Raw genomic sequence first — 25,925 nt, 5'->3', positions numbered from 1 at the left:
GGCGCCTGTGCAACCCGCCAGTTGCGGCGCGACGGCGTGCCGCGCCGTCCGGTCTTGTCAGCCGGGTTGGGATGGTTCACCAATCCGCCACTTGCAACTGCCGGGACCAGCCCATGGCCGCCATCTCAGCCGCCACGCCTTCCATGGATCGCGACCGCGATCTCTCCAACCGGGCGCTGGTGCGCGGCTGGCTCTATGTCGTGCTTTTGGTGCTGTTTGCGCTGGTACTGGTCGGCGGCGCCACAAGGCTCACCGAGTCCGGCCTGTCAATCACCGAATGGAAGCCGATCCACGGGGTGATACCGCCGCTCAACGACGCGGAGTGGCAGGAGGAATTCCAGCTCTACCAGAAGATCCCGCAATATGCCGAGCTCAACAAGGGCATGAGCCTGGAGGCCTTCAAGTCGATCTTCTGGTGGGAATGGGCGCACCGTATCCTGGCGCGCGGCGTCGGCCTGGTCTTCGGCCTGCCATTGCTGGTCTTCTGGGCGACGCGGCGCATCGAGCGCGGCCTTGGGCCAAAGCTGCTCGGCATTCTGTTGCTCGGCGGCCTGCAAGGCGCCATCGGCTGGTGGATGGTGGCCTCCGGCCTGGTCGACCGCGTCTCCGTCAGCCAGTACCGGCTGGCGACGCATCTGACGCTTGCCGCACTGATTTTCACCGCCACCATGGTGGTCGCTCGCGGGCTGGCACCGCATTCCGAGCCGGCCGCAGACCGGTCGACGCAGAGGTTGGCCGGGTTCATCGTGCTGCTGGCGCTGGTCCAGATCTATCTCGGCGGCCTGGTCGCCGGGCTCGACGCCGGCCTGAGTTACAACACCTGGCCGTTGATGGACGGCAAGATCATCCCCAGCGACCTGCTGCTGCTCGAGCCGGCCTGGCGCAATTTCTTCGAGAACCCGAAGACGGTGCAGTTCGTCCACCGGCTGGGCGCCTATACCGTCTTTGTCGTGGCACTCTGGCACATGATCGCGACACGGATGCGCCAGCCGGCAACGACACACGGGCGGCGCGCGACGCTGCTGTTCCTGCTGGTGCTGGTCCAGGCCTCGATCGGTATCGGTACGCTGTTGATGCAGGTGCCGTTGCACATGGCGCTGACGCATCAGGCCTTCGCGCTTGTCCTGCTGGGTTTTGCCGCCGCGCACTGGCGCGGCACCAAGGGCGCCTATCCGCTGCCGCACCAGATAGAAGTCAGAGGCTGAGCCGCACCTTCCGGATCCCTTCGGTTACCGACAACTCGCGGTTCTCGTCGACCGCATTCTTGTCTGGCCGGCGAGCCGTCTTCGCGCCGCACCTTCCAGATGCGGCTCGAAAAGGTCTCTGCAATAAGTTCGGGAGCGCTGACCTTCCAGCGCTTTGGAGATGCAGGCACGTCCATTGGAGCAATTCCAGAAGAGGGTGAGCGGTTTCGTCCGGAATTGTTCCAAACAAAGAGATAGAGCAGTTTCGCCGTTTCCACGGAACGGGTGAAACGCTCTAGAGGCCGAGCATCAGGTCCATGTTCTGCACGGCCGCACCCGAGGCGCCCTTGCCGAGATTGTCATAGACGGCAATCAACAGCGCCTGCGCCCTGTCGTCATTGGCAAAGACGTAGACCTTCATGCGGTTGGTGCCGTTGTACACCTCCGGATTGATCTCCGGCATGCGCTCCATATGCGTGTAGGGCGCCACTTCGACCACGCCGCCCTTGATAGCGGCAAAATGGTCGGCGATCGCGGCGTGCAGTTCGGCACCGGTCGGCACGTGGTCGAGGCCGCCGAGTTGCAGCGGCACTACGGTGATCATGCCTTGCGCGAAATTGCCGACCGCCGGCTGCATGATCGGATCATGCGACAGCTTTGCGTAGGTCCTGAGCTCCGGCACATGCTTGTGCTGCAAGGTCAGCCCATAGGGCAGGAATTCCGAGGCATCCTCGCCCTGGGCGACATAGTCCTCGATCATCGGCCGGCCGCCGCCCGAATAGCCCGAAATGCCATTGACGGTGACCGGGAAATCCGGCGGCAGCAGGCCTGCCGCCACCAGCGGCCGCAGCGTCGCGATCGGCCCTTGCGGCCAACAGCCGGGATTGGCGACGCGCTTGGCGTTGGCGATGGTTTTGGCCTGACCCTTGTCCAGTTCGGCAAAGCCATATTCCCAGCCTTCTGCCACGCGATGCGCGGTCGAGGCGTCGATCACCTTGGTGGTGTCGTTGGCAATCAGCGACACGCTCTCCTTGGCGGCCGCATCGGGCAGGCACAGGATGGCGACATCGGCGGCATTGAGGAATTCGGCGCGCGCCGCCGTTTCCTTGCGACGCTCGGTCGGGATCGAGATGATCTCGAGATCGCCGCGCTCGGCCAGCAGCGCCCTGATCTGCAGGCCGGTGGTGCCGTGTTCGCCATCGATGAAGATTTTCGGTTTCATATCCCTGCCAAATTCCGTTCTAATTCAAACCTAGATGCCTTGGCCGTAGTTCGCAGCGCCATGGTTGCCGTTGTTCAACTCTACGGCCCGCGCCTTACGTTCGGCCACCAGGCCGAGATAGTGCATGGCCACCATAGAGCCGGCGATCGCCGTTATATCGGCGTGATCATAGGCCGGCGCAACCTCGACGACGTCGGCGCCGACAATATCGACCTGGCCGAGTTGGCGCAGCGTCGACAGGATTTTCGCCGAGGACGGTCCGCCGGCGACCGGCGTGCCGGTGCCGGGCGCAAAGGCCGGGTCGAGGCAATCGATGTCGAAGGTAAGGTAGGTCTTCCTGCCGCCGGTGCGGTCGACAATGGCATAGGCGATGTCGGACGCCCGCATCTCCTCGATCTCGTGACCGTAGAGGATCTTGATCCCGAACGTATCGGGGGCGTGCGTGCGGATGCCGATCTGAATCGAGCGGTCGGGATCGATGATGCCTTCATTGACGGCGCGGCCGACGAAAGAACCGTGGTCGATGCGCTTGCCGTCGTCCGGCCAGGTGTCCTGGTGGGCGTCGAACTGCACCAGCGCCAGCGGCCCGTGGATGGCGGCATGCGCCTTGAGCAGCGGCCAGGTAACGAAATGGTCGCCGCCGAGCGACAAAAGGAAAGCGCCCGATTTCAGGATTTTCGCCGCCTCGCGCTCGATCGTGCCGGGCGTCTTCTGGTGATTGCCCGAATCGAGCAGGCAGTCGCCATAGTCGACGACCGAGAGATGTTCGAACAGGTCACGTGAGAACGGGTATTGCGGGTCGTTGTCGAGGATGGCCGAGGCGCGGCGGATCGCCTGCGGCCCGAAGCGCGCGCCCGGCCGGTTGGTGACGGCGGCGTCGAAGGGGATGCCCCATACGACCGCGTCCGCGCCCTTTACATCCTTGGTGTATTTGCGCCGCATGAACGACAGCGCGCCGGCATAGGTCGGCTCGAAGGATGCCCCCGTCTTGGAGCGGGCGGTGAAGGCGTTGTCGATGGTCTGGTTCGCCATTACGGGTCCTCTTTATTCATCGGGCTGCCACAACTACAGAACCGGCACGCAAGATGCCAGTCACAGCTTGGCGAAACGACATGGCGCGCTTCTCTTATGCTGCTGAGCTGCAGGCATCCTGCCATTGCAAGGGTTTCAGCATGACTTCATTGCAGCAGCACGACGGGCTGCTCCCTGGCTCCCAAGGCAGCCGATAGCCGGCTGCGTTCACCGGCCTGTCACTGACGTCGCCTATCCCCGGGTCGATCCGGCAAGGAGCGATTCTCGATGCGGACCATCTGCCTTCTGTTTTGCGCAGCACTTGCCACCTTCACCGGCGAGGCCCAGGCAAGCGAAACCCGCGCCAGGCAAATCCTCGACCGCTTCGAGCACGCCAACCTGTGGCGCGACCATGTCATGGTCGCCGCGCACCGCGCCGGCAGCATGCAGGCCGGCAAGACGCTCTATGCCGAAAATTCGCTGGCCGCCGTCGAAGGCGCCATCGCCATCGGTGCCGAAATCGTCGAGGTCGACATCAGGCGCTCGAAGGACGGCGAATTCGTCGTCATGCATGACAGCTGGCTCGACCGCACCACGAATTGCAAGGGCGAGGTGGTCAACTACACGCTGGCCGACCTCAAACGCTGCAGGCTGGTGGTCGAAGGCACCGGTGCCGTCACCAATGAGGCGGTTTCCACGCTGCGCGAAATGCTGCTGGCGACCAGGGATCGCATCCTGATCAATCTCGACAACAAGCTCGATGTCCAGGCGCTGCCGGGCATGATCGCAGTTGCCCGCGACCTCGGCATGACTGAGCAGGTGATCGTCAAGGAGAACCTGTGGAACCAGCAGCGTATCGACACCGTCAAGGCGGCGCTTGATGCTGCCGGCGGCGGTTTCCAGTTCATGCCGATCATCGCCGACGACGCGGTGCATGACGCCGCCTTTGCCGAGCAGGTCGGCAAGGCTTTTGCGCCCGGCGCCATCGAGCTGATCAACTGGCGGGCGGGGGCGGAGACGCTGACTGAGACCGGCGGCCCGCTGTTCAGCACGCGTATGCGGGCGGTGTCGGTGCGGGGCGGCTGGCACATCTGGGCCGACACCTACGCCATCGTCAACAAGCCGAGCGGCTTCCTCTCCGGCGGCCGCGGCGACGAACTGGCTGTCGCGGCCAGCCTGCCGGCCGAGACCTACGGTTTCTGGGCCGACCGCGGCGCCACCATCATCCAGACCGACGAACCGAAGGCTGCGATTGGCTGGCTGGCGGCGAATGGGTTTCGTGTGCCTTATGCGGATGAGGCGAGGCCGGCCGAGCCGGCGAATACGGCGAGTATTAATTAGAAATTCAACGCCGGCGCTGCACCCCACCCGGCGCTACGCGCCGACCTCCCCATCAAGGGGAGGTAGGGCGTTGGCGCCTTGCATGACAGTTGTGCCCTTCAGAACTGGCTGAGCGCTGGAATCAGGCGCGACCTCCTACCTCCCCTCGATGGGGAGGTCGCGCCGCAGGCGCGGGTGGGGTGATAGCGCAGCCCGCAAAGGGTTACGCCGCCTTCGCCACCCCATCCAGCTCGGCCACAACATCCTCCGACAGCTCCAACTCAGCCGCCGCGAGGTTTTCCCTCAAATGCCCGACCGACGATGTCCCCGGGATCAGCAGGATGTTCGGTGAGCGCTTGAGCAGCCACGCCAGCGCGACCTGCATCGGCGTGGCGCGAAGGCGCGCCGCCACATCCGACAAGGTCGACGACTGCAGCGGGCTGAAACCGCCCAGCGGGAAGAACGGCGTGTAGGCGATACCGGCGCGTGCCAATTCGTCGATCATTCCGTCATCATCCCGGTGCGCCAGATTGTACATGTTCTGCACGCAGACGATCTCGGCGATCCCACGGCCTTCCTCGACCTGCGCGCGGGTGACGTTGCTCAGGCCGATATGGCGCACCAGGCCTTTGCGTTGCAGCTCGGCAAGCACCGTCAGCTGCCCTTCGATCGAGCCCTCGGACGGCCCCATCGTCCCGAACATGATGCGCAAATTGACGACGTCCAGAACCTCAAGTCCGAGGTTCTTCAGATTGTCGTGCACGGCTTGCTCAAGTTCCTTGGCCGAATTGGCAGGCAGCCAGGAGGCATCGCTGCCGCGCCGCGCGCCGATCTTCGTGACGATGACGAGATCTTCAGGATAGGGGAACAGCGCTTCGCGGATCAGCTGGTTGGTGACATACGGGCCGTAATAGTCGCTGGTGTCGATGTGGTTGACCCCGGACGCGACCGCTTCGCGCAGCACCGCAATGGCCGCGTCCCGATCCTTCGGCGGACCGAAAACGTGGGGGCCGGCAAGTTGCATGGCGCCATAGCCGAGCCGCTTCACGGTGTGGCTGCCGAGGGTGAATGTGCCGGACTTTTGGATAGTGGACATGCTCGATCTCCTTTGAGGAGGCGAAGATAGACGCTGCTCAACCTCGGGATAATAAGGTACAATTCGCACAGCTTGTGCGGAATGGCGAACAATGATGGACCTTGGCGATCTGAACTCATTCGTGGCGGTGGCGCGTGCCGGCGGTTTTCGCGAAGGGGCTCGTGCGAGCGGCGGCAGCGCGTCGGGCTTGAGCGAGGCGGTGCGCCGTCTGGAGACGCAACTCGGCGTCAGGCTGTTCAACCGCACGACGCGCAGCGTTGTTCCGACCGAGGCCGGCCTCAGCCTTTTGGGACGACTTGGCCCGGCGCTGTCGGAGGTGGAGGCGGCGCTTGACGTGGTCAATGGCTTTCGCGACAGGCCGGCCGGTTCGCTGCGCCTCAATGTGCCGGTCAGTGCCGCGCGGCTGATATTGCCTGATATCATTCCGGGCTTCCTCGCCGCCTATCCCGGTATCCGGCTGGAGGTGATCGCCGATGAGAACTTTGTCGACGTGCTGGCGGCCGGCTGTGACGCCGGCATCCGCTATGACGAGCGGCTGGAGCAGGACATGATCGCGGTGCCGATCGGACCGCGCGTCCAGCATTTCGCCACGGCTGCCAGCCCTGCCTATCTGGATCTTCACGGACGGCCGCAACATCCGAGCGACCTGCTTGGCCATGCTTGCCTGCGCGGCCGCTTTGCCAGCGGTGCGATGCTGCCGTGGGAATTTGAGCGCGACGGCGAAGTGGTGCGGGTCGACACGACGGGGCCGTTGATCGTGCGGATCGGCGGCGCGAGCGACCTTGCAGTCCATGCAGCGATTGCCGGCAGCGGCATCGTCGCTCTCTTCGAGGGCTGGCTTCGCCCTCACTTCGAGAGCGGCGCCCTCGAGCCCGTCCTCGAACCGTGGTGGCAGAGCTTTTCCGGACCGTTCCTCTATTATCCGGGACGGCGTCTGGTGCCGGCGCCACTGCGGGCGTTCATCGATTTCGTCAAAGCTGGCAAGTTCTGAGACCCTGCTGCCGGGTATGAACGACGCTCAACGCCATCACCCCACCCGGCGCTTCGCGCCGGCCTCCCCATCGAGGGGAGGCAGGGCGCCGCGCCCCTTGCACTGTCGTTCCGTGCCCTGCCACCTTATTGAATGGCATCGGGCGAAACTGCCGCGACCTTCTACCTCCCCTCGATGGGGAGGTCGCGCCGAAGGCGCGGGTGGGGTGACTGCCGAGACCAAACAAAAAGGCCGCCCAAAGGCGGCCTTTTCGATTATCTGGAACGTCGCAGCGCTTAGCGCTTCGAGAACTGGAAGGAGCGGCGGGCCTTCGCCTTGCCGTACTTCTTGCGCTCGACGACGCGGCTGTCGCGGGTCAGGAAGCCGCCCTTCTTGAGCACGGCGCGCAGCGCCGGCTCGTAGTAGGTCAGCGCCTTGGAGATGCCGTGACGAACCGCACCCGCCTGGCCGGACAGACCGCCACCGACAACGGTGGCGACGATGTCGTACTGGCCGGCGCGGTTGGAAGCGATGATCGGCTGGTTGAGGATCATCTGCAGGACCGGACGCGCGAAATAGGTCGCGAATTCCTTGTCGTTGACGACGATCTTGCCGGAACCCGGCTTTACCCAGACGCGCGCAATGGCGTTCTTGCGCTTGCCGGTGGCATAGGCGCGGCCCGACTTGTCGAGCTTCTGGACATGGACGGGTGCTGCCGGCTGGGTGTTGGTGTTGCCGGTGGCGGCGCCCAATTCTGCGAGCGAGGAAAGCTCAGCCATCTTATGCAACCTTCTTGTTCTTGGCGTTCAGCTTGGCCACGTCGAGGGTGACGGGCTGCTGGGCGACATGCGGATGTTCCGTGCCTGCATAGACGCGGAGGTTCTTCATCTGGCGACGGCCGAGGGGCCCGCGCGGGATCATGCGTTCGACGGCCTTCTCAACGACACGCTCGGGGAAACGGCCCTCGAGCAGCTGGCGCGCGGTGCGCTCCTTGATGCCGCCGGGGTGACCGGTGTGCCAGTAATAGACCTTGTCGGTGAACTTCTTGCCGGTGAACACCACCTTGTCGGCATTGATGACGATGACATTGTCGCCGTCGTCGACGTGCGGGGTGAAGGTGGGCTTGTGCTTGCCGCGAAGATGATTGGCGATGACAGTGGCGAGACGGCCGACGACGAGACCCTCGGCGTCGATCAGCACCCACTTCTTCACCACATCCGCAGGCTTCTGCGAAAAGGTTGCCATGGATTTCTGCTTTCGGTTTGGACCTGCTCCAATGATGGAGAAGGCGTTTCTTGTTGCTTGGATTGGCGACAAGCGCTTGCCCGCCGCCAATAACAAAACGGCGGCCTTTGCGGGCCGCTGCTTCGGGTGGGCTTATAGGCGAGGGGACTTTGCGCGTCAAGGCGCAGGAAAAGCACGCGAGCGCGTAAAGATAAATAAAAACAATGGTTTGGTAAAAAGGTATTATTTTACCACATCGCTGACCCGCTTCGGCGGGATCGAATAGGTGCCCGTGGCATGAGCCACCGTGTGTCCGTCTGGTCCGGCGACGATGTCGATATCGAACACCATCAGGCTCTTGCCCAGCTTCAGGATGCGGCAATGCCCGTCGATCGGCCCCGCCTCGGCCTTGCGGACAAAGTTGATGTTGAGGTTGGTGGTCACCGATAGGGCATCCGGTCCGGCGTGGCTGAGCACGCAGACATAGCCGCCAATGTCGGCCAGCGTAAACAGCGAAGGGCCGGACACCGTGCCGCCCGGCCGCAAATGCCGCTCGTCGGCATTGAGCCGCACCGTGCAGCCGCCCGGGAACACGTCGAGCGCCTCATAGAAGGTGAATTCGTCGTTGAGCTGCGGATAGACGCTGGCCATCAGCGCATTGACTTCAGGCGCCGTCAGCACCGGTTTGAGACTGTCCTGGGCGGGCATGTCGGTTTCCCCTTGGCACCTGTGCCTGTATGAACGTGGTCCGGTGCCTGTTGCAACCGTCGCCGATGGCGTCAGATCGGTGCGTCGCTTGTGCCAGCATCGGTTTCAGGGTGTTGGACGATCGGAGATCGCATACTAGATTGTAGTCATCCAACTCGACTGGGGAGAAGCGGCCCATGGCCGAAATCGTCGCCATCAAGCCGCCCGAAGGTCCGGTCATGGCCCGGCTGGACAAGGGCGTGCTGCGCCTGACACTCGCCAATCCGCCTGCCAATGCCTTGTCGCTGTCCGTCATGGCGGCGCTAAGCGCCGAACTCGAGCACGCCAAAACCAACAAATCCGTCCGCGTCGTCGTCCTGGCGGCGTCCGGAAAAGTGTTCTGCGCAGGCCATGACCTCAAGGAAATGACCGCGCGCCGAGCCGACCCGGACAAGGGCAAGGCGTTCTTCGAGCAGACATTTTCGGCTTGTGCTGCCTTGATGCAGGCGATCGTGCGCCATCCGCTGCCGATAATCGCCGAGGTCGATGGTTTGGCCACCGCCGCCGGGCTGCAACTGGTCGCCAGCTGCGACCTCGCCATCGCCTCGCATGAAGCGACGTTCTGCACGCCGGGCGTCAATATCGGCCTGTTCTGCTCGACGCCGATGGTGGCGCTGTCGCGCAATGTCTCGCGCAAGCACGCCATGGAGATGCTTCTGACCGGCGAGACCATCGATGCGGCAACCGCCAAGGAGTTCGGCCTGGTCAACCGCGTGGTGCCGCGCGAATACCTGAATCAGATCGTCACCAAATACGCGCAAACCATTGCTTCCAAATCATCTTTGGTGGTCAAGACCGGCAAGGAAGCCTTTTACGCGCAGGCCGAAATGGGCTTGGCCGACGCCTATGCCTATACAGGCCGCGTCATGGTCGAGAACATGCTGGCACGCGATGCGGAAGAAGGCATCGGCGCCTTCATCGGCAAGCGCAAGCCGGAATGGACGGACGACTAAAACATGGAACCGCGGATCTCCATCATCACCATCGCCACCGAAGATCTCGACCGCGCCGTGCGCTTCTACGAGGGCATGGGCCTCAAGCGTCACGCCGGCATCACCGACGGCGTCGCCTTCTTCCAGATGGGCGGCGCCATTCTCGGCCTGTTTCCGCGCCACAGCGCCGAGGAGGATTCCGGCGTCACCTTCGCCAGGGCGCCGTCGGCGGTCTACCTCGCCTACAACACCCGCTCCGACGCCGAAGTCGATGAGGTGCTCGCCATGGCGGAAAAAGCCGGCGGCAGGATCGTCAAGCCAGCGGGGCGCGCCTTCTGGGGCGGCTGGTACGGCTATTTCGCAGATGCCGACGGCCATGTCTGGGAAGTCGCGCACAATCCGGCCTTTCCGATCGCGGATGACGGCACCATCTCGCTGCCGGACTGATCGGTCCGCATGGCCTATCGCAAGCAACTGACGCGGCTGAAGGCGCCTTATCTCAAGCGCATCCTGCTCGATCCCGAGCGCGTGGCTGACTGGGAAAAGTATCCCTGGAACCTGCCGCTATTTCGCGGCCACGAATTCGAGCTCGAATTCACCACGCCGATCACCATCATTGTCGGCGAGAACGGCACCGGAAAATCGACGCTGCTGGAGGCTATCGGCGCTTTGGCCGGTTATGACGAAGCCGGCGGCGGCAAGGGCTGCATGCCTGTCGATCATTCTCGTGCCATCGACAAGAGCGGTGCCGCGCTAGCAGACGGCTTTCGTTGCCACTGGCTGCCGAAAGTTACCGCCGGTTGGTTCTTCCGCGCCGAATCCTTCTATTCCGTTGCTCGTTACCTCGACGAGGCGGCCAGGGAGTTCGGCGGGACGCCGCCGGATTTCCTGTCCTGGTCGCATGGCGAGGGATTCATCCGCTTTTTCGAGGAGCGCTGCCGCCGGCAAGGCATCTACATTCTCGACGAGCCCGAAAGCGCGCTGTCGCCGTCGCGGCAGATCGAGCTGCTGAAGATGCTGCGGCGCATGGACCAGTCGGGCACGGCGCAAGTGATCATGGCCACGCATTCGCCGCTGCTGATGGCTTGTCCCGGCGCACGGCTGTTTCGCATCAGCCGCTTCGGCCTCGACCCGACCGATTTCAGCGATACCGATCATTTTCGCATGTTGCGCGACTTCTGCACCGACCCGCAGGCGTTTATGGAAGAGGCGCTGCGGGAAGACGACGAATGATGATGAGCGACGACGACCTCAACTGGCAGAGCGAACAGGCTTGTCGCGAAGCCTGGCCGGCAGCCGTGGGAACCGTCGTCGACGGCTGGCTGCTCAGGCGTTCGGGCGGCCGGACCCGGCGCAGCAACTCGGTCAATCCCTTGCGCGGCAGACGCGGCGCACCTGAGAGCGTGCTTGCCACGGCCGAGGCGTTCTACACCAGCCATGGCCAGACCCCGCTGTTTCGGGTTCCCGGCATCGCCGCAGAGATGGACACGCTCCTCGACCGTCAAGGCTATGATCTCGAAGGCGGAACCATTCATCTCTATGGCGCGATCGAGGAGCTGGCTGATATCAGCGACGAGCACGTCACCGTGTCGCCGACGCCTGATGAGGACTGGTTCGCGGCGCGGTTCCGCATGGGCGCCTATGACGACACCGATCGCCGCGTCTTTCGCGAGATGCCCGGGCTGATCGTGGGCGACAAGGCGTTCGTGTCCTGCGAGCGTGACAGCGAAATTGCCGCCTTGGCCTATGGCGTCATCCGCGATGGGCTGCTTGTGGTGGAGTCGGTTGAAACCGACGGCCGTTTCCGGCAGCAAGGCCTCGGCCGCAAGACGGTTGGCGGCCTGATCGGCTGGGCGCGGCGGGCAGGGGCCTCGGCGGCCTGCCTGCAGGTCGTCGCCGACAACGCGCCGGGCCGCGCGCTCTATGCCTCGCTTGGGTTTGCCCGAGAACTCTACCGCTATCACTACCGCAGGAAGGCGATTGTCGGATGAACCACGATACCTACGACAATGCCTATATCGGCGGCATCCTCAATTCGGTGAAGACCATCGCCATGGTCGGCGCGTCAGCCAACGACGTCAGGCCGAGCTTTTTCGTGCTGAAATATCTGCTGGCCAAGGGCTTTTCGGTGTTCCCGATCAATCCGGGACAGGCCGGCAAGGAAATCCTCGGCCGCATGACCTATGCCGGCATTGCCGATCTCCCTGAACCGGTCGACATGGTCGACATTTTTCGTGCCTCGGCAGCGGTGCCCGGCATTGTCGATGAGGTGCTGAAGCTCGATCCCTTGCCGAAAGTGATCTGGATGCAGCTTGGCGTGCGCCATGACGAGGCGGCTGCGCGTGCCGAGGCGGCGGGAATGAAGGTGGTGATGAACCGCTGCCCCAAGATCGAATATGGCAAGCTGTCGGGCGAGATCGGTTGGACCGGCGTCAACTCCGGTGTCCTGTCGTCCAAGAAGCCGCTGATGCGGTCGGGATTCCAGAGTTTCGGCGTGCGCCAGAAATAGACCGCGGTTCCGAAAGCCACGCTCGGTTCCCAGGCGAGCAAAATTATTCCGGGAAGCGATGAAGTTCCTCGCGCGTTCATCGTAGATCGCTTGCCGAAAGGTATTTTCTTCTTTGCATTCGAGCCCGCGCTTCGCCAAGAATGCCCGGCGATTTTCAGAAGGTTCAGGAGAGGGAGGTTTCGATGACCCGTACGCCCGGTTTTAACACGCTCGCCGTCCATGCCGGCGCCAAGCCCGACCCGGCGACGGGAGCGCGCGCCACGCCGATCTACCAGACGACCTCCTTCGTCTTCGACGATGCCGACCACGCCGCCTCGTTGTTCGGGCTGAAGGCTTTCGGCAACATCTACACCCGCATCATGAACCCCACCCAGGCGGTGCTGGAGGAGCGGATCGCGGCGCTTGAAGGCGGCACGGCCGCACTTGCCGTCGCTTCCGGCCATGCCGCGCAGGTGATCGTGTTCCACAATCTCATGCGGCCCGGTGACAATTTCGTTGCCGCGACAAGGCTTTACGGCGGCTCGATCAACCAGTTCGGCCACGCCTTCAAGAATTATGGCTGGGAGGTGCGCTGGGCCGACACCAACGACATCTCGACCTTCGAGAGCCAGATCGACGACAAGACCAAGGCGATCTTCATCGAGAGCCTGGCCAATCCGGGCGGGGTCTTCGTCGACATCGAGAAGATCGGCGACATTGCCCGCAAACACGGCCTGCCGCTGATCGTCGACAACACGCTGGCCTCGCCCTATCTGGTGCGGCCGATCGAGCATGGCGCCGACATTGTCGTCCATTCGCTGACCAAATTCATCGGCGGCCACGGCAATTCGATCGGCGGCGCCATTGTCGACGGCGGCACGTTCGACTGGTCGAAATCGGGCAAGTACCCGATGCTGTCGGAGCCGCGCCCCGAATATGGCGGCCTCGTGCTGCACGAAACCTTCGGCAATTTCGCCTTCGCCATCGCCGCGCGCGTGCTCGGCCTGCGCGACCTCGGCCCGGCGATCTCGCCGTTCAACGCCTTCCTGATCCTCACCGGCCTGGAAACCCTGCCGCTCCGGATGCAGCGCCACTGCGACAATGCCGTCACCGTCGCTGGCTGGCTGTCCAACCACCCCAAGGTCGCCTGGGTGAACTATCCCGGCCTGCCCAGCGACAAGAACAATGCGCTGCAGAAGAAATACTCGCCGCTCGGCGCCGGCGCTGTCTTCACCTTCGGCCTGAAGGGCGGCTACGAGGCTGGCGTCAAATTCGTCGAGGCGCTGGAACTGTTCTCGCATCTGGCCAATGTCGGCGATACCAAGTCGCTGGTCATCCATCCGGCCTCGACCACGCACCGCCAGCTTTCCGACGAGCAGAAGGTCAAGGCCGGTGCTGGGCCTGACACCGTCCGGCTTTCCATCGGCATTGAGGATGTCAACGACATCGTCGCCGATCTGGAACAGGCCCTGGCCAAGGTTTGATCATGGCCGAGCCAAAATTCCTGTCCGTCGGCGTCGACAGCGTCGACGTCGAGCATGGCGCACCCGCGCCGGATCGCCTGATTGCGGGCGATCCGAAATTCCGCACCTGGAATGTCGAGGAGCGCGACGGCGGCCTCTACGCCGGGATCTGGGAAGCGACGCCCGGCAAGTGGCGCATCGTCTATGACGAATGGGAGTTCTGCCACATCCTGTCCGGCGTCTCCGTGGTTGCCGAGGACGGTGGCGAGGCGCGCACGGTGCGTGCCGGCGACAGCTTTGTGCTCAGGCCGGGCTTCAAGGGCAGCTGGGAAGTGCTTGAAACGACTCGCAAGGAGTATGTGATCAAGCTCTGAAGGACTACTTCGGAAACAAAGTGAGGCAGGCTTCCGACGCATTGTCGTGCATCGCCAGCGCCTCCTCGGCCTCGGCATCGCTGTCCGATATTTCGTCGCGGTAATAGCGCGTCACCAGGTCGAGCCCCGCCTGCGTTATCCCTTGTGTCGGCATTTCGCGGGCAAGGAGCCGCAGAGGCCGAGCGCCCGGTCCGGCGTGCCGATCTTGCGGTTGGTCAGGATGAAATCCTTGGCCGGGCAGGCGTCGAGAAAGGCGTCGAAGTCGAGCTTTTGCGGCGGCTGGTCGCCATGGTTCATATAGGCCTGCGGCCATTGGCTGCTGCCGCTGGCGACCTCGCAGCCGATTGCGACGTCGGAGGCATTGCCTGAAAGCGTTTGCCAGGCGGCCTCCTTGTCGCCGCTGGGATAGACGAAGTCCGTGCCGAGCGACGCTACATAGAGGTCGAGATCAGCCTGCGAGAAGCCCACCGCCTGGAATCGGTTGAGCTGGCATTGGCAATCGCTTGCCGCACGTTCGGCTTCGCCCTCCTCCGGCGGCTCACTGGTCCTCGATTTCCGGCAGGCGGCCATGAACGTGTCGCCGTTCAGCGATGTGGTCGGCAGCGTCGAGATGTCGACATAGCGATCGCCGTTCCAGCCGATCGTCAACTGATCGGACTGGATATCGAAATAGCGATTTCGCTTGAAAATGCTAAGGCTGATCTTGTCCTGCGGCACCAGCCGGGCGCCGGGTATGTCGCCAAGCACCTCGCGGTAGCCGTCGCCTTCCAGCACGAACAGGAAATTGCCGCATGTCGTGCCGTCGCAACCCGGTTGATAACGATAGGCGAAGATTTCGGGAAAACCATCGAGATTGAGGTCGACGTCCATGGCGAAGGACGTCAGTGCCATACCTTTGGAACTGGTTTGGCGGTCAAGCAGGCCGACCGCCATTTTCTTGGCAATGGCCATGCTGTTTTGCCACTGTATGTCGTCGGTTTGCCGTCGGGCGGACGCGGCTGCGATGCAGGCGCACAGCAAGACGAGGGCGAATGCTATCGCCCGGGTCGAAAACAGTCTCATTTTAGCACCCCGGCCTCGCGTCAGAACCCGACGGCGAGCCTTTCCAGCCCATGGAAGTGGTAAGTGTCGCGGAAGCGCGGCTCCTCCGCAAGATGGAGTTGCGGCTGCCGCTCGAACAGCGTTTTCAGCGACACCTGCAATTCCAGCCGCGCCAGCGGCGCGCCGATGCAGAAATGAATGCCGGCGCCGAACGAGACGTTCTTCTGGTCGGCGCGGCCGGGCCGGAAGACCTCGGGTTCGGCAAAGGCAAGCGGGTCATGATTGGCCATCCCGAGCAGCAGGCCGATTGTCTCGCCCGGTTGTACGACAACCCCTGATGTTACCTCGATCTCCTGATAGGCATAGCGGGTGAACATATGCAGCGGCGCGTCGAAGCGCAGGCATTCCTCGACCGTGGCCGCGGTCGCCTCCGGCGAGGTGAAGAAGCGGCCGGGGTCGCCGCCTTGTGCCAACAGCGTGCGCACGGCGTTGCCGGTCTGGTGGACCGTCGCTTCGTGGCCGGCATTGAGCAAAAGGATGGCGGACGAGACCAGCTCATCCTCGGAGAGTTTCTGGCCATCCTCCTGCGCCGCGATCAGCAGCGACAACAGATCGTCGCCGGGCTTGTTGCGCCGCTCGGTGACGTAGCCGCGCAAAAAGCCGGAAAAATCGCGCGCGGCGCGATTGGCCGTCTCCTCTGTCTCGCGGGTGCGGCCGTGCATGTACATCGCCACCATCTGGTGCGACCAGTCGAGCAGTTGCGGCCCCATATCGACCGGCACGCCGAGCATTTCGGCAATGATGGTGATCGGCAAGGGGGCGGCGAAGGCAGGCAGCAGATCGACTTGGTCCGGTTCGAACCGGTCGATAAGTTCATTTGCGAGCGCTTCCACGCGCGGCCGCAGCCGCTCGACCTGCCGCGAGACGAAGGCGCGGTTGACCAGCGTCCGCAGCCTGGTGTGCACCGGCGGCTCCAGCTCCAGCATCGAATTCACCTCGATGCCGTCGAAGGCGGCGAGATGCGAACGATCCTCGCCGATGCCGCGGCTGTCGGGAATACCGGCCGGGTTCTGGCGGCCGAAACGGCGGTCGCGCAGCAGCCGGTTGACGTCGTCGAAGCCGCCAAAACACCAGAAGCCGAATTCTTCCCAGAAAAAGGTGTTCGATGCGCCATGCAGGAAGGCGTAGGTGTCATAAGGGTTCTGGAAAAACGCCGGCTCGTGCGGGTCGAGCCGCAGGCGGCGCGCGGCTGGGTCAAAGGCGAGGTAGGGCGGCATGGATTTGGTCATGCCAGACCATTAGCGCGGCTTGGCAACTTGGTGCCAGACCGTATGTTGGCCACCGACGGGCCTATGGATTGAGCCAGCCGGGACGGCCCTCGACGACGTGCCGAACTCTAATCCTGGCAATGGCGCGCAATATGCACGCGGCGCCAGCTGGTCCAGCCTTCCTGTACCACCACCCGGCGCGCCACCCGCTGGTATGACGGCGCAATCTCGGTGATGTGCCGCCGCTCGGGGCGCACCAGCACTTCATGCGCGACGCTCTCATATTCGGCCGGCAGCACGACCCGGCGGGTACGCGCGGGTTCAATCTCTACGGTTTCGGCGACACGTGCATAGCGGGCCTTGCGCCAGACCTTGCACAGCACTCGGCGGCCATGGATGACGCGCCACTCCCAGGCATAGCCGCCATCGTCGACCTTGACCGTGTGATAGACCGTGCGGGTGATGGCCGGCACGACCTCATAGGTGACGCGGGGCGGCGCGATCTGCTCGACGCGCTCCATCGTGCCATAGATCGGCGGGTCGTAGTCGACCAGCTGCCCGCCGGGGCTGACCATGACGTCTTCGTAGACGGTGTCATAGAGCGCCGGCCTGTGCACCGGCTCGTAGCATTCGACGGCGCGGCCGCCGGCGACCGCTTCGGACACCATGCCGAGACAGGCAAGGCCGGAAATGGCGAGGCAAGCAGTTTTCCTGATCATGGCACTCCCCCTGTTTGAACGCGAAAACGCAAGTTTCAACGTTGAATTGTAGGGTATGGTTCTCCCGGGGAAAGCGGTTTCGCCGCATTTCGTTAAGCGATGCGGTTAAGGAATTGCTACACCCGAAAGCACGGCCGGCCGCGTTCGGGCTCCCCTTGCGCGGAAACCTTGATTCGACTTAACCAGATGGCTAGGAGAAGGCGGCCTTGCGCTAGGGTGAGCCGGCATCCTATTTACATCCTAACCGTCCAGAACCGATTCTGCCCGATTGCTAATGTTCCCGGCGCCGGAATCCCATCTCCAAAAAGGGATAGTCCATGAAGAACCCCGTCGAAACCTACATGAACCTCGTTCCGATGGTGGTCGAGCAGACCAATCGTGGTGAGCGGGCCTACGACATTTTCTCGCGCCTGCTGAAAGAGCGCATCATTTTCATCACCGGCCCGGTCGAAGACGGCATGGCGACGCTGGTTTGTGCACAGCTTTTGTTCCTCGAGGCCGAGAACCCGAAGAAAGAGATCAACCTCTACATCAACTCGCCGGGCGGCGTGGTGACCTCGGGCATGGCGATCTACGACACCATGCAGTTCATCAAGCCGGCGGTGTCGACGCTGTGCATCGGCCAGGCGGCTTCGATGGGCTCGCTGCTTCTGACCGCCGGCCACAAGGACATGCGTTTTGCCACGCCGAACGCCCGCATCATGGTGCATCAGCCTTCCGGCGGCTTCCAGGGACAGGCTTCCGACATCGAGCGCCACGCCCAGGACATCATCAAGCTGAAGCGCCGCCTCAACGAGGTCTATGTCAAGCACACCGGCAAGAGCTACGAAGAGATCGAAAAGACGCTTGACCGCGACCATTTCATGACCGCCGACGAAGCCAGGGATTTCGGCCTCATCGACAAGGTGATTTCGTCGCGCGAGCCGGTCGAAGGCGTCGCCGCATAAGGCTGCATGGCAGTTGGATGGCGGGATAACACGCTTTTGCTGGGATTTGCGGCATTTCGGCCACAATTGGCTGTTCCCTCGGCGGATGGGATTGCCTACGTTAATGCTATGTTGATTTTCGACGGCTTAGCTTTGGGTGGGGTTGTCGCGAATCATTGCTACGTTTTCTGATTTGTGTTTCGTACGGATTGCGTTGCGGGAGCCGGGACACTGGCGGCGGCGAATTCCCGCGATAGATAGAATATGCGCCGTTTCAGCCAGACCATCGGCGGGCGGCGATGAAAGGACAGGAAAATGAGCAAGGTCGGCAACAACAGCGGTGATTCCAAGAACACGCTTTATTGCTCGTTTTGCGGCAAAAGCCAGCACGAGGTGCGCAAGCTGATCGCCGGCCCGACGGTGTTCATCTGCGACGAGTGCGTCGAGCTCTGCATGGACATCATCCGCGAGGAGAACAAAACCTCGATGGTGAAGTCGCGCGAGGGCGTGCCGACCCCGCAGGAGATCCTCAAGGTCCTCGACGACTATGTCATCGGTCAGCCCTACGCCAAGCGCGTGCTGTCGGTGGCCGTGCACAACCACTACAAGCGCCTGGCGCATGCCGGCAAGAACAACGACGTCGAGCTGGCGAAGTCCAATATCCTGCTGATCGGCCCGACCGGCTGCGGCAAGACGCTGCTGGCCCAGACCCTGGCCCGCATCATCGACGTGCCCTTCACCATGGCCGACGCCACGACCCTGACCGAAGCAGGTTATGTCGGTGAGGACGTCGAAAACATCATCCTGAAGCTCTTGCAGTCGGCCGACTACAATGTCGAGCGCGCCCAGCGCGGCATCGTCTACATCGACGAAATCGACAAGATTTCGCGCAAGTCCGACAACCCCTCGATCACCCGCGACGTGTCGGGCGAGGGCGTGCAGCAGGCGCTGTTGAAGATCATGGAAGGCACGGTCGCCTCCGTGCCGCCGCAGGGCGGCAGGAAGCATCCGCAGCAGGAGTTCCTGCAGGTCGACACCGCCAACATCCTGTTCATCTGCGGCGGCGCCTTCGCCGGGCTGGACAAGATCATCTCGGATCGCGGCAGGAAGACCTCGATCGGTTTCGGCGCCATCGTCGCTTCGCCGGAGGATCGTCGCACTGGCGACGTCTTCCGCCTGGTCGAGCCCGAGGATCTCCTGAAGTTCGGCCTCATTCCCGAGTTCGTCGGCCGTCTGCCGGTCCTGGCGACGCTTGAGGACCTCGACGAGCCGGCGCTGATCCAGATCCTGACCGAGCCGAAGAACGCGCTGGTCAAGCAGTATCAGCGGCTGTTCGAGATGGAGAGTGTCGACCTGACCTTCCACGAGAATGCGCTGTCGGCGATCGCCAAGCGCGCCATCGAGCGCAAGACCGGCGCCCGCGGCCTGCGCTCTATCATGGAAGCGATCCTGCTCGACACCATGTTCGAACTGCCCGCGCTGGAAGGCGTGCGCGAAGTGGTGATTTCGGAAGAAGTGGTGACCGGCAGCGCCCGGCCGCTCTACATCTATTCCGAGCAGAAGGAAAAGAAGGGCAACGTCAGCGCCTGACATGGCATCTGGCCCAACCTTTTTATGGAACGGCGCCCCTCGGGCGCCGTTTTGCTGTGGTGAGGTATCAAGCCTAGTGCTGGAGTGGACGAACGGCCCGTGTTGACCCTTGATCTTTGCCCCTTGTGCATCCAACTAACACTGGAAGGCCGTGGTGCCGAATTCTGTGCTGTAAAACTCCCGTCACAAACGGTGGTAGGCGGAACGACCCACGGTCGTTAATATGAGATTCGCGGTTGGCTCAATTAGCGGCCGCGACATGAAAGGTTGGACAATGGCCAAAATATCCAAGGCTCCCAGCGACGGCGTCTTCGCAGTCCTCCCACTGCGCGACATCGTGGTGTTCCCGCACATGATCGTTCCGCTCTTTGTCGGGCGTGAAAAGTCGATCAAGGCGCTGGAAGAGGTTATGGGTCAGGAAAAGCAGATCCTGCTTGCCACCCAGATGAATGCCGCCGATGACGATCCCGAGCCCGATGCGATCTTCGACATCGGCACGCTCGCCAATGTGCTGCAATTGCTGAAGCTGCCCGACGGGACCGTCAAGGTGCTGGTCGAAGGCGCTTCGCGTGCCAAAATCGTCTCGTTCACCGACCGTCCGGACTTCCACGAAGCCCGCGCTGCCGCGCTGGTCGAGCCGGAAGAGGAAGAGGTTGAGGTCGAGGCGCTCGCCCGTTCGGTCGTCACCGACTTCGAAAACTACGTCAAGCTGAACAAGAAGATCTCGCCCGAAGTGGTGGGCGCCGCCAGCCAGATCGACGACTATTCCAAGCTCGCCGATACGGTTGCGTCGCACCTCGCCATCAAGATCCCTGAAAAGCAGGAGATGCTGGCCACGCTTTCCGTCAAGGAGCGGCTGGAAAAGGCGATGGGCTTCATGGAAGCCGAAATCTCCGTCCTGCAGGTGGAGAAGCGCATCCGCTCGCGCGTCAAGCGCCAGATGGAGAAGACGCAGCGCGAATACTACCTCAACGAGCAGATGAAGGCGATCCAGAAGGAGCTCGGCGAAGGCGAGGACGGCCGCGACGAGGCCGCCGAGATCGAGGCGCGCATCAAGAAGACCAAGCTTTCCAAGGAGGCCCGCGAAAAGGCGGAAGCCGAGCTGAAGAAGCTAAGGACGATGTCGCCGATGTCGGCTGAATCGACCGTCGTGCGCAACTATCTCGACTGGATCCTGTCGATCCCGTGGGGCAAGAACTCCAAGGTCAAGCAGGACTTGGCCTTTGCCCAGAACGTGCTCGACACCGATCATTTCGGCCTCGACAAGGTCAAGGACCGCATCGTCGAGTATCTCGCCGTGCAAAGCCGCCAGAAGAAGCTGAAGGGGCCGATCCTGTGCCTCGTCGGCCCTCCCGGCGTCGGCAAGACTTCGCTCGGCAAGTCGATCGCCAAGGCGACCGGCCGCGAGTTCATCCGCATGGCGCTTGGCGGCGTGCGTGACGAAGCCGAGATCCGTGGTCACCGCCGCACCTACATCGGTTCGATGCCCGGCAAGGTCATCCAGTCGATGAAGAAGGCCAAGAAGTCCAACCCGCTCTTCCTGCTCGATGAGATCGACAAGATGGGCCAGGACTTCCGGGGCGATCCGTCATCGGCCTTGCTCGAGGTGCTCGATCCCGAGCAGAACTCGACGTTCATGGACCATTACCTCGAGGTCGAATACGACCTGTCGAGCGTGATGTTCGTGACGACGGCGAACACGCTGAACATCCCTGCGCCCTTGATGGACCGTATGGAGATCATCCGTATCGCCGGCTACACCGAGGACGAGAAGATCGAGATCGCCAAGCGTCACCTGATGCCCAAGGTGGTTCGCGACCACGCGCTGCAGCCGAAGGAATTTTCGGTCAGCGAGGACGCGATCCGCGGCATCATCCAGACCTACACCCGTGAAGCGGGTGTCAGAAGCCTCGAGCGCGAGCTGATGAAGCTCGGGCGCAAGGCGGTGACCGAGATCCTGAAGACGAAGAAGAAGACGGTGAGCATCACGGCGGCGAACCTCGCCGATTACCTCGGTGTTCAGCGCTTCCGCTTCGGTCAGGTCGAGGCTGACGATCAGGTCGGTGTCGTTACCGGTCTTGCCTGGACGGAAGTCGGCGGCGAGCTGCTGACGGTCGAAGGTGTCATGATGCCCGGCAAGGGCCGCATGACGGTGACCGGCAATCTGCGCGACGTGATGAAGGAATCGATCTCGGCGGCGGCCTCCTATGTCCGCTCAAGAGCCGTCGATTTCGGCATCGAGCCGCCGCTGTTCGACAAGCGCGATATCCACGTGCACTTGCCGGAGGGCGCCACGCCGAAGGACGGACCGTCCGCAGGTGCCGCCATGGCGACAGCCATTGTGTCGATACTGACGGGTATTCCGGTTCGGGCCGATGTGGCGATGACTGGCGAGATTACGCTTCGCGGCCGCATCTTGCCGATCGGCGGCCTCAAGGAAAAGCTGCTCGCCGCACTGCGCGGCGGCATCAAGAAGGTGCTGATCCCGGAAGACAACGCCAAGGATCTGGCGGAGATTCCGGACAATGTGAAGAACGGCATGGAGATCATTCCGGTCTCACGCGTCGGCGAGGTTCTGAGGCACGCGCTGGTGCGCATGCCGGAGCCGATCGAGTGGGTCGAGCCGGTCAATCCGCCGGCCACGACCGATAGCGCCGACGATGCTGGAAAGTCGCTTGCACATTAGTTTTTGCTAAGGGTGCAGTGCACAAATGGAAAGCCGGGCCTTGAGCCCGGCTTTTTCATGTGAAAAACCCACCTTTTCCGGGCTTTTTCGCACTTTTTCCGCGCTTTTCGACTTGGTTGCGGGAACGCTTCTTTCTAAAGTCCGTTTCCTGCCGGACGAGTCGAAGAGTTCCGGTTTTTCTCATGGAAGGGAATTTTTATGAACAAGAACGAACTGGTTTCCGCTGTCGCTGAATCCGCGAGCATTTCGAAGGGTGACGCACAGTCGGCGGTCGATGCGGTGTTCTCCGTCATCACTGGCGAACTGAAGAAGGGCGGCGATGTACGGCTCGTCGGCTTCGGAAATTTCACCGTCTCCAAGCGTGCGGCGTCGACTGGCCGCAACCCGCAGACTGGCGCGGAAGTGAAGATTCCGGCGCGTACCGTGCCGAAGTTCTCGGCCGGCAAAGGCCTCAAGGACGCGGTCAACTAAGACCATTTTTTCTTTTCAGAGAATCTTGAAAAGCCGGGCTCGCCCGGCTTTTCTTTTGCCTCGTCGGCAACGCGACACGGCAGGCCGTCAGCCCGCTGAGGCGAGCCTTCAGCCCACCGGCGCGTCGGCCCTCATCAGGCCTTCCTGCTTGAGATCGGCCCAAAGTGCCGCGGGCAGCTTGGCGTCAAGCAGTGCGCGGTTGCTTTCAACCTCAGCCGGCCGCTGGCCGCCGGGGATGACCGACACCACGGACGGGTGCAGCAGCGGGAATTGCAGCGCTGCCTCGATCAGCCTGATGCCATGTCGCTTGCAGACCGCTTCGATGCGCCCGACACGATCCATGATGTCCTGTGGCGCCTCGGAGTAATTGTAATAGGCGCCTGGTTTCGGGCCGGTCGCCAGTATGCCGGAATTGTAGGGGCCACCGAGCACGATGCCGATGCCGCGCTTCTCACAGAGCGGCAGGAAGGTGGCAAGCGCTTCCTGCTCCAGCAGCGTGTAGCGCCCGGCCAGCAGGAACAGGTCGAAATCGCCGCGCTCGGCCAGCGTTTGGCAAACCTCCCATTCATTGATGCCGCCGCCGAACGCCTTGATCACGCCCTGGTCGCGCAGTGCCAGCAGGCCGTAATAGCCCGAGGCCATGAATTCCTCGATGCGCTGGTCGGACGCTTCCTTGCTGCCATGGGTGAAGATGTCGAGGTCATGGACGAAAAGAACGTCGATGCGGTCGACGCCGAGCCGTTCCAGCGACGCCTCGAAAGAGCGCATGACGCCGTCATAGCTGTAGTCGTAGACCTCGCGGCGCGTCGGCGTGTCGAAGAATTTGCCGATGCCGGTACGTTCCTCCGGCGGGCAGACACGCAGCAGGCGGCCGACCTTGCTCGATAGCACATAGTCATCGCGCATCCTGCCGCGCAGGAAGGCATTGAGGCGGGTTTCGGCGAGACCTAAGCCATAGAGCGGCGCGGTGTCGTAGTAGCGGCAGCCGGTCGCCCACGCCGCCTCCAGCGTCGCATTGGCATCCGCGTCGGGGACGGCGCGGTAGAGGTTGCCGAGCGGCGCGCTGCCGAAGCCGAGTTCGGTGAAGTCGATGCCGCCATTGCCGATGCGGTCGAAATGCCGTGTCTTCATGTCGCTTGAGATTTCCTGGATTGATTTGTCTGACATGACACTATCACGCCGGTGGCACAGCAAAAGCCGCGGCGGCTGTTGGACACGCATTTTCGCGGTGATAGCATGAACAAAAACAAGCCTTTCCCGGCAAATGCGCAACCGGAAATCCCGGCCACAACCCTGGCGGAACCCTGATGACGAATGCCGGCTCGGATATGTTCGCGACCGCCCTGCAAGAGTTGGGCGCCGTGCTGGCGCGCGTCGACGAAGCCGGCATCGACAATGCTTGCGCAACGCTCGCCCGGGCGCAGAAGATCGTCGTCTATGGCTGCGGCCGCGAGGCCTTGCAGCTCAAGGGCCTCGCCATGCGGCTCTATCACCTTGGGCTCGACGCGTCGGTGGTCGGCGACATGAACACGCCGCCTATTGGCCCGGGTGACGTCTTCCTGGCCAGTTCCGGCCCGGGCGAGACCACGACGGTGCTTACCCTGATGCAGGTCGCCCGTGACGCGGGCGCGACCGTGCTGCTGCTCACCGCCGAGGCTGCGGGCAGTGCGGCCGCACTTGCCGACTTCACCTTGCTCATTCCGGCGCAGACCATGGCGCGTGACCAAGGGCCGCAAAAGACGTCGGTGTTGCCAATGGGCTCGGTCTTCGAAGGCGCGCTGTTCCTGGTGTTCGAGGTGATGGTGCTGAAGCTCAAGGGGCTGACCGGCCAGTCGTCGGAGGCCATGCGCGCGCGCCACACCAACATGGAGTAAGCGCGATGCGCTACGAATTGATGCTGCCGCACCAGATCCGCACGGCGATCGCCGAGAACTGGCCGGTCGTGCTGCCGCTCGGCGTGCTCGAATATCACGGCGAGCATATGGCCGTCGGCATGGACACGCTGGCCGTCATCAAGACGCTGGAGCTCTACGAAAAGGAGAGCGATATCGTCATCCTGCCGTCCTTCTACTACGGCGCGGCGAGCTATGCGGTGGCGGCGCCCGAAGGCAGCGGCTCGGTGCAGGTTGGCGGCAATCAGCTGGCGCCGTTCGGCGAGGAACTGTTCTACAGCCTGCTGCGCATCGGCTTTCGCAACATCCACGCCATCATCCACCACCAGACCGAGAATTTCGCGGCGGGGATGCCGACTGATCTCGCCTTCAAGACCGCCGGCCGCCAGGCGATCTTCCGCTTCCTGGAGAAGCAGCGCGGCGAGGGCTGGTGGGGCTCGAACGAGATGGCCGACTATTATGCCGCGCACGCCGCCGGCGAAAATTTCTTCAACTGGGTGCAGGTGCATCCGCTGATGTCGGCCGCCATGAACGGCAAGTACCCGTTCGACCATGCCGGCATCGGCGAGACCTCCCTGATGCTGGCACTGTGCCCGGAAGCAGTCGATGCCGGACATTTCGCAGACAACACAAGCTGGTACACGGCAAGCGCGCCGGAGGCGTCCGCCGAACTCGGGCAAAAGGGTGTCGCCATGATCCTCGATCACCTGCGCGCCATTTTGAAGCCCTGACCATCTGCCGCCTTTGGGGTCGTTACGGCTTTTTCACCTTCCGCCTCCATCGTTGGCTTGGAGGCATGGCATGGACGAGATCAGCAGGGACGGGCGGTTGCGGCACGACATTCCGATGCATGTCGCCAAGCGCCTGTTTCTCGGGCTTGCCGGCCTGTTTTGCATTGTCATGCCGACATGGGAGCTCTATCGCGGCGTCTGGCCGTTGAGTGTCGCCAGCCCGTTCTTTCTGTTCATCATTTTAGGCGCCTATGCCGTCGGCATTCCGTTGGTATATGCGGCCATCTTCAGCCCGGCGGTGCGCTGGATCGTAAGGCGCGGGCGTATCGACATCGTGCTGCGCAACCCGATCTTTCTGCGCCGGCATCATGTGTTGCCAGGAGACATAGCCGATTTCAGCCTGCGGACAATCGAGTGGGACAGTGGACGTCCAACCTACGCGGTCGTCCTGACGACGGTGAACGGCGAGCGATTTGAGACGCGAGACTTCAGCACCGCCAAAACCGCGGAGATGTTCCGCGACCGGATAAAATCGGTGCTCACGGGAGCATAGGCCCGCCTCAGCAACGG

General features: G+C 62.8%; 28 protein-coding genes and 1 pseudogene. 18 read left to right on the top strand and 11 right to left on the bottom strand.

All coding sequences use genetic code 11. The features are described from left to right. The first annotated feature begins 113 nt into the window (after positions 1-113). Positions 114-1,205: a COX15/CtaA family protein gene (locus AC1DXM_RS09690; protein ID WP_477232827.1), complete on the top strand. Its 1,092-nt coding sequence runs from the start codon at positions 114-116 to the stop codon at positions 1,203-1,205. 65 nt (positions 1,206-1,270) lie between these two features. Here the strand turns inward: AC1DXM_RS09690 and AC1DXM_RS09685 are convergent. The 3 genes and pseudogenes from AC1DXM_RS09685 to speB all read right to left on the bottom strand — a co-directional run. After that, a pseudogene (locus tag AC1DXM_RS09685) lies at positions 1,271-1,381 on the bottom strand (3'-kinase); the annotation flags it as partial. Positions 1,382-1,479: 98 nt separating this feature from the next. Continuing rightward, complete coding sequence (gene argC, locus AC1DXM_RS09680) at positions 1,480-2,406, bottom strand: N-acetyl-gamma-glutamyl-phosphate reductase (RefSeq protein WP_477232826.1); 927 nt, start codon at positions 2,404-2,406, stop codon at positions 1,480-1,482. 30 nt (positions 2,407-2,436) lie between these two features. After that, positions 2,437-3,438, bottom strand: a complete 1,002-nt coding sequence (gene speB, locus AC1DXM_RS09675; protein ID WP_477232825.1) for an agmatinase — start codon at positions 3,436-3,438, stop codon at positions 2,437-2,439. A gap of 267 nt (positions 3,439-3,705) precedes the next feature. Here speB and AC1DXM_RS09670 point away from each other — a divergent pair, with 267 nt between their 5' ends. Then, positions 3,706-4,758, top strand: coding sequence for a glycerophosphodiester phosphodiesterase family protein (locus tag AC1DXM_RS09670; RefSeq protein ID WP_477232824.1), 1,053 nt, complete (start codon positions 3,706-3,708; stop codon positions 4,756-4,758). A gap of 202 nt (positions 4,759-4,960) precedes the next feature. Here the strand turns inward: AC1DXM_RS09670 and AC1DXM_RS09665 are convergent, their stop codons facing one another. Then, complete coding sequence (locus AC1DXM_RS09665; protein WP_477232823.1) at positions 4,961-5,833, bottom strand: aldo/keto reductase family oxidoreductase; 873 nt, start codon at positions 5,831-5,833, stop codon at positions 4,961-4,963. Positions 5,834-5,924: 91 nt separating this feature from the next. Here AC1DXM_RS09665 and AC1DXM_RS09660 point away from each other — a divergent pair, with 91 nt between their 5' ends. Next, on the top strand, positions 5,925-6,824 hold the full coding sequence (locus tag AC1DXM_RS09660) for a LysR family transcriptional regulator (RefSeq protein ID WP_477232822.1): 900 nt from the start codon (positions 5,925-5,927) through the stop codon (positions 6,822-6,824). Positions 6,825-7,099: 275 nt separating this feature from the next. Here AC1DXM_RS09660 and rpsI read toward each other — a convergent pair whose 3' ends face one another. Both rpsI and rplM read right to left on the bottom strand, forming a co-directional pair. After that, the gene (gene rpsI / locus AC1DXM_RS09655; RefSeq protein ID WP_027042360.1) at positions 7,100-7,582 is read right to left on the bottom strand and encodes a 30S ribosomal protein S9; all 483 of its coding nucleotides are present in this window, start codon (positions 7,580-7,582) and stop codon (positions 7,100-7,102) included. Between the two features lies 1 nt (position 7,583). Further along, positions 7,584-8,048 (bottom strand): 50S ribosomal protein L13, encoded by a 465-nt coding sequence (gene rplM / locus AC1DXM_RS09650; RefSeq protein WP_192253381.1) that lies wholly within the window; start codon positions 8,046-8,048, stop codon positions 7,584-7,586. A 31-nt stretch (positions 8,049-8,079) separates the two neighbouring features. Here rplM and AC1DXM_RS09645 point away from each other — a divergent pair, with 31 nt between their 5' ends. Then, complete coding sequence (locus AC1DXM_RS09645; protein WP_477232821.1) at positions 8,080-8,313, top strand: hypothetical protein; 234 nt, start codon at positions 8,080-8,082, stop codon at positions 8,311-8,313. Here AC1DXM_RS09645 and AC1DXM_RS09640 read toward each other — a convergent pair. Beyond that, positions 8,271-8,735, bottom strand: a complete 465-nt coding sequence (locus AC1DXM_RS09640) for a PaaI family thioesterase (protein ID WP_477232820.1) — start codon at positions 8,733-8,735, stop codon at positions 8,271-8,273. The two genes, AC1DXM_RS09645 and AC1DXM_RS09640, sit on opposite strands and share 43 nt — an antisense overlap. 176 nt (positions 8,736-8,911) lie before the next feature. Between AC1DXM_RS09640 and AC1DXM_RS09635 the strand changes: the two genes are divergently transcribed. From AC1DXM_RS09635 to AC1DXM_RS09605, 7 genes are all read left to right on the top strand, one after another. After that, positions 8,912-9,727 (top strand): enoyl-CoA hydratase, encoded by an 816-nt coding sequence (locus tag AC1DXM_RS09635; RefSeq protein ID WP_477232819.1) that lies wholly within the window; start codon positions 8,912-8,914, stop codon positions 9,725-9,727. 3 nt (positions 9,728-9,730) lie between these two features. Continuing rightward, positions 9,731-10,153 (top strand): VOC family protein, encoded by a 423-nt coding sequence (locus AC1DXM_RS09630; protein ID WP_477232818.1) that lies wholly within the window; start codon positions 9,731-9,733, stop codon positions 10,151-10,153. Between the two features lie 9 nt (positions 10,154-10,162). Further along, a complete protein-coding gene (locus AC1DXM_RS09625; RefSeq protein WP_477232817.1) occupies positions 10,163-10,939 on the top strand; it encodes an AAA family ATPase in 777 nt (258 codons plus the stop codon). Further along, positions 10,936-11,697, top strand: coding sequence for a GNAT family N-acetyltransferase (locus AC1DXM_RS09620; protein WP_477232816.1), 762 nt, complete (start codon positions 10,936-10,938; stop codon positions 11,695-11,697). The genes AC1DXM_RS09625 and AC1DXM_RS09620 overlap by 4 nt, the downstream gene beginning before the upstream one ends. Beyond that, on the top strand, positions 11,694-12,215 hold the full coding sequence (locus tag AC1DXM_RS09615) for a CoA-binding protein (protein ID WP_477232815.1): 522 nt from the start codon (positions 11,694-11,696) through the stop codon (positions 12,213-12,215). The genes AC1DXM_RS09620 and AC1DXM_RS09615 overlap by 4 nt, the downstream gene beginning before the upstream one ends. Before the next feature lie 182 nt (positions 12,216-12,397). Further along, positions 12,398-13,678 carry an O-acetylhomoserine aminocarboxypropyltransferase gene (locus AC1DXM_RS09610; protein WP_477232814.1) on the top strand — a complete coding sequence of 427 codons (1,281 nt, stop codon included), beginning with the start codon at positions 12,398-12,400 and terminating at the stop codon, positions 13,676-13,678. A 2-nt stretch (positions 13,679-13,680) separates the two neighbouring features. Continuing rightward, positions 13,681-14,031 (top strand): cupin domain-containing protein, encoded by a 351-nt coding sequence (locus tag AC1DXM_RS09605; RefSeq protein ID WP_477232813.1) that lies wholly within the window; start codon positions 13,681-13,683, stop codon positions 14,029-14,031. A 135-nt stretch (positions 14,032-14,166) separates the two neighbouring features. On the opposite strand, the gene AC1DXM_RS09600 is transcribed toward AC1DXM_RS09605, so the two are convergent. From AC1DXM_RS09600 to AC1DXM_RS09590, 3 genes are all read right to left on the bottom strand, one after another. Then, positions 14,167-14,982 carry a hypothetical protein gene (locus AC1DXM_RS09600; protein ID WP_477232812.1) on the bottom strand — a complete coding sequence of 272 codons (816 nt, stop codon included), beginning with the start codon at positions 14,980-14,982 and terminating at the stop codon, positions 14,167-14,169. A 131-nt stretch (positions 14,983-15,113) separates the two neighbouring features. Beyond that, positions 15,114-16,361 carry a cytochrome P450 gene (locus tag AC1DXM_RS09595; protein WP_477232811.1) on the bottom strand — a complete coding sequence of 416 codons (1,248 nt, stop codon included), beginning with the start codon at positions 16,359-16,361 and terminating at the stop codon, positions 15,114-15,116. Between the two features lie 107 nt (positions 16,362-16,468). Continuing rightward, a complete protein-coding gene (locus tag AC1DXM_RS09590; RefSeq protein WP_477232810.1) occupies positions 16,469-17,059 on the bottom strand; it encodes a hypothetical protein in 591 nt (196 codons plus the stop codon). A gap of 317 nt (positions 17,060-17,376) precedes the next feature. Here AC1DXM_RS09590 and clpP point away from each other — a divergent pair, with 317 nt between their 5' ends. The 4 genes from clpP to AC1DXM_RS09570 all read left to right on the top strand — a co-directional run bounded on the left by clpP (position 17,377) and on the right by AC1DXM_RS09570 (position 22,732). After that, the gene (clpP, locus tag AC1DXM_RS09585) at positions 17,377-18,006 is read left to right on the top strand and encodes an ATP-dependent Clp endopeptidase proteolytic subunit ClpP (protein WP_192253416.1); all 630 of its coding nucleotides are present in this window, start codon (positions 17,377-17,379) and stop codon (positions 18,004-18,006) included. A 294-nt stretch (positions 18,007-18,300) separates the two neighbouring features. Next, the gene (gene clpX, locus AC1DXM_RS09580) at positions 18,301-19,575 is read left to right on the top strand and encodes an ATP-dependent Clp protease ATP-binding subunit ClpX (protein ID WP_023682305.1); all 1,275 of its coding nucleotides are present in this window, start codon (positions 18,301-18,303) and stop codon (positions 19,573-19,575) included. Between the two features lie 274 nt (positions 19,576-19,849). Beyond that, on the top strand, positions 19,850-22,261 hold the full coding sequence (gene lon / locus AC1DXM_RS09575; protein ID WP_112561374.1) for an endopeptidase La: 2,412 nt from the start codon (positions 19,850-19,852) through the stop codon (positions 22,259-22,261). Between the two features lie 198 nt (positions 22,262-22,459). Continuing rightward, the gene (locus AC1DXM_RS09570; protein ID WP_112392385.1) at positions 22,460-22,732 is read left to right on the top strand and encodes an HU family DNA-binding protein; all 273 of its coding nucleotides are present in this window, start codon (positions 22,460-22,462) and stop codon (positions 22,730-22,732) included. Positions 22,733-22,840: 108 nt separating this feature from the next. Here AC1DXM_RS09570 and AC1DXM_RS09565 read toward each other — a convergent pair whose 3' ends face one another. Next, positions 22,841-23,863, bottom strand: a complete 1,023-nt coding sequence (locus AC1DXM_RS09565) for an aldo/keto reductase (protein ID WP_477232955.1) — start codon at positions 23,861-23,863, stop codon at positions 22,841-22,843. A 176-nt stretch (positions 23,864-24,039) separates the two neighbouring features. On the opposite strand from AC1DXM_RS09565, the gene AC1DXM_RS09560 reads away from it, so the two are divergent. The 3 genes from AC1DXM_RS09560 (at position 24,040) to AC1DXM_RS09550 (ending at position 25,908) form a co-directional block, all read left to right on the top strand. Beyond that, positions 24,040-24,606, top strand: coding sequence for an SIS domain-containing protein (locus AC1DXM_RS09560; protein WP_477232809.1), 567 nt, complete (start codon positions 24,040-24,042; stop codon positions 24,604-24,606). Between the two features lie 5 nt (positions 24,607-24,611). Next, a complete protein-coding gene (locus AC1DXM_RS09555; RefSeq protein WP_477232808.1) occupies positions 24,612-25,355 on the top strand; it encodes a creatininase family protein in 744 nt (247 codons plus the stop codon). A 115-nt stretch (positions 25,356-25,470) separates the two neighbouring features. Further along, positions 25,471-25,908 (top strand): hypothetical protein, encoded by a 438-nt coding sequence (locus AC1DXM_RS09550; RefSeq protein WP_477232807.1) that lies wholly within the window; start codon positions 25,471-25,473, stop codon positions 25,906-25,908. The last annotated feature ends 17 nt before the right edge of the window (positions 25,909-25,925 follow it).

This window comes from Mesorhizobium sp. P3_A2 (assembly GCF_056403115.1).
Note: the sequence above shows the minus strand (reverse complement) of the source record. Positions and strands in the feature narration are given on the sequence as shown.

Excerpts from the sequence above, each read along its gene's own strand:
- AC1DXM_RS09555 (WP_477232808.1), top strand. The coding sequence starts at position 24,612 with ATGCGCTACGAATTGATGCTGCCGCACCAGATCCGCACGGCGATCGCC.
- AC1DXM_RS09615 (WP_477232815.1), top strand. The coding sequence starts at position 11,694 with ATGAACCACGATACCTACGACAATGCCTATATCGGCGGCATCCTCAAT.
- AC1DXM_RS09630 (WP_477232818.1), top strand. The coding sequence starts at position 9,731 with ATGGAACCGCGGATCTCCATCATCACCATCGCCACCGAAGATCTCGAC.
- AC1DXM_RS09645 (WP_477232821.1), top strand. The coding sequence starts at position 8,080 with ATGATGGAGAAGGCGTTTCTTGTTGCTTGGATTGGCGACAAGCGCTTG.
- clpX (WP_023682305.1), top strand. The coding sequence starts at position 18,301 with ATGAGCAAGGTCGGCAACAACAGCGGTGATTCCAAGAACACGCTTTAT.
- rplM (WP_192253381.1), bottom strand. The coding sequence starts at position 8,048 with ATGGCAACCTTTTCGCAGAAGCCTGCGGATGTGGTGAAGAAGTGGGTG.
- AC1DXM_RS09635 (WP_477232819.1), top strand. The coding sequence starts at position 8,912 with ATGGCCGAAATCGTCGCCATCAAGCCGCCCGAAGGTCCGGTCATGGCC.
- AC1DXM_RS09625 (WP_477232817.1), top strand. The coding sequence starts at position 10,163 with ATGGCCTATCGCAAGCAACTGACGCGGCTGAAGGCGCCTTATCTCAAG.
- AC1DXM_RS09595 (WP_477232811.1), bottom strand. The coding sequence starts at position 16,361 with ATGACCAAATCCATGCCGCCCTACCTCGCCTTTGACCCAGCCGCGCGC.
- AC1DXM_RS09560 (WP_477232809.1), top strand. The coding sequence starts at position 24,040 with ATGACGAATGCCGGCTCGGATATGTTCGCGACCGCCCTGCAAGAGTTG.
- AC1DXM_RS09565 (WP_477232955.1), bottom strand. The coding sequence starts at position 23,863 with ATGAAGACACGGCATTTCGACCGCATCGGCAATGGCGGCATCGACTTC.
- AC1DXM_RS09550 (WP_477232807.1), top strand. The coding sequence starts at position 25,471 with ATGCATGTCGCCAAGCGCCTGTTTCTCGGGCTTGCCGGCCTGTTTTGC.
- AC1DXM_RS09670 (WP_477232824.1), top strand. The coding sequence starts at position 3,706 with ATGCGGACCATCTGCCTTCTGTTTTGCGCAGCACTTGCCACCTTCACC.
- AC1DXM_RS09600 (WP_477232812.1), bottom strand. The coding sequence starts at position 14,982 with ATGGCCATTGCCAAGAAAATGGCGGTCGGCCTGCTTGACCGCCAAACC.
- AC1DXM_RS09605 (WP_477232813.1), top strand. The coding sequence starts at position 13,681 with ATGGCCGAGCCAAAATTCCTGTCCGTCGGCGTCGACAGCGTCGACGTC.
- argC (WP_477232826.1), bottom strand. The coding sequence starts at position 2,406 with ATGAAACCGAAAATCTTCATCGATGGCGAACACGGCACCACCGGCCTG.
- AC1DXM_RS09570 (WP_112392385.1), top strand. The coding sequence starts at position 22,460 with ATGAACAAGAACGAACTGGTTTCCGCTGTCGCTGAATCCGCGAGCATT.
- AC1DXM_RS09660 (WP_477232822.1), top strand. The coding sequence starts at position 5,925 with ATGATGGACCTTGGCGATCTGAACTCATTCGTGGCGGTGGCGCGTGCC.
- AC1DXM_RS09640 (WP_477232820.1), bottom strand. The coding sequence starts at position 8,735 with ATGCCCGCCCAGGACAGTCTCAAACCGGTGCTGACGGCGCCTGAAGTC.
- AC1DXM_RS09590 (WP_477232810.1), bottom strand. The coding sequence starts at position 17,059 with ATGATCAGGAAAACTGCTTGCCTCGCCATTTCCGGCCTTGCCTGTCTC.
- rpsI (WP_027042360.1), bottom strand. The coding sequence starts at position 7,582 with ATGGCTGAGCTTTCCTCGCTCGCAGAATTGGGCGCCGCCACCGGCAAC.
- AC1DXM_RS09610 (WP_477232814.1), top strand. The coding sequence starts at position 12,398 with ATGACCCGTACGCCCGGTTTTAACACGCTCGCCGTCCATGCCGGCGCC.
- AC1DXM_RS09690 (WP_477232827.1), top strand. The coding sequence starts at position 114 with ATGGCCGCCATCTCAGCCGCCACGCCTTCCATGGATCGCGACCGCGAT.
- AC1DXM_RS09620 (WP_477232816.1), top strand. The coding sequence starts at position 10,936 with ATGATGATGAGCGACGACGACCTCAACTGGCAGAGCGAACAGGCTTGT.
- lon (WP_112561374.1), top strand. The coding sequence starts at position 19,850 with ATGGCCAAAATATCCAAGGCTCCCAGCGACGGCGTCTTCGCAGTCCTC.
- speB (WP_477232825.1), bottom strand. The coding sequence starts at position 3,438 with ATGGCGAACCAGACCATCGACAACGCCTTCACCGCCCGCTCCAAGACG.
- AC1DXM_RS09665 (WP_477232823.1), bottom strand. The coding sequence starts at position 5,833 with ATGTCCACTATCCAAAAGTCCGGCACATTCACCCTCGGCAGCCACACC.
- clpP (WP_192253416.1), top strand. The coding sequence starts at position 17,377 with ATGAAGAACCCCGTCGAAACCTACATGAACCTCGTTCCGATGGTGGTC.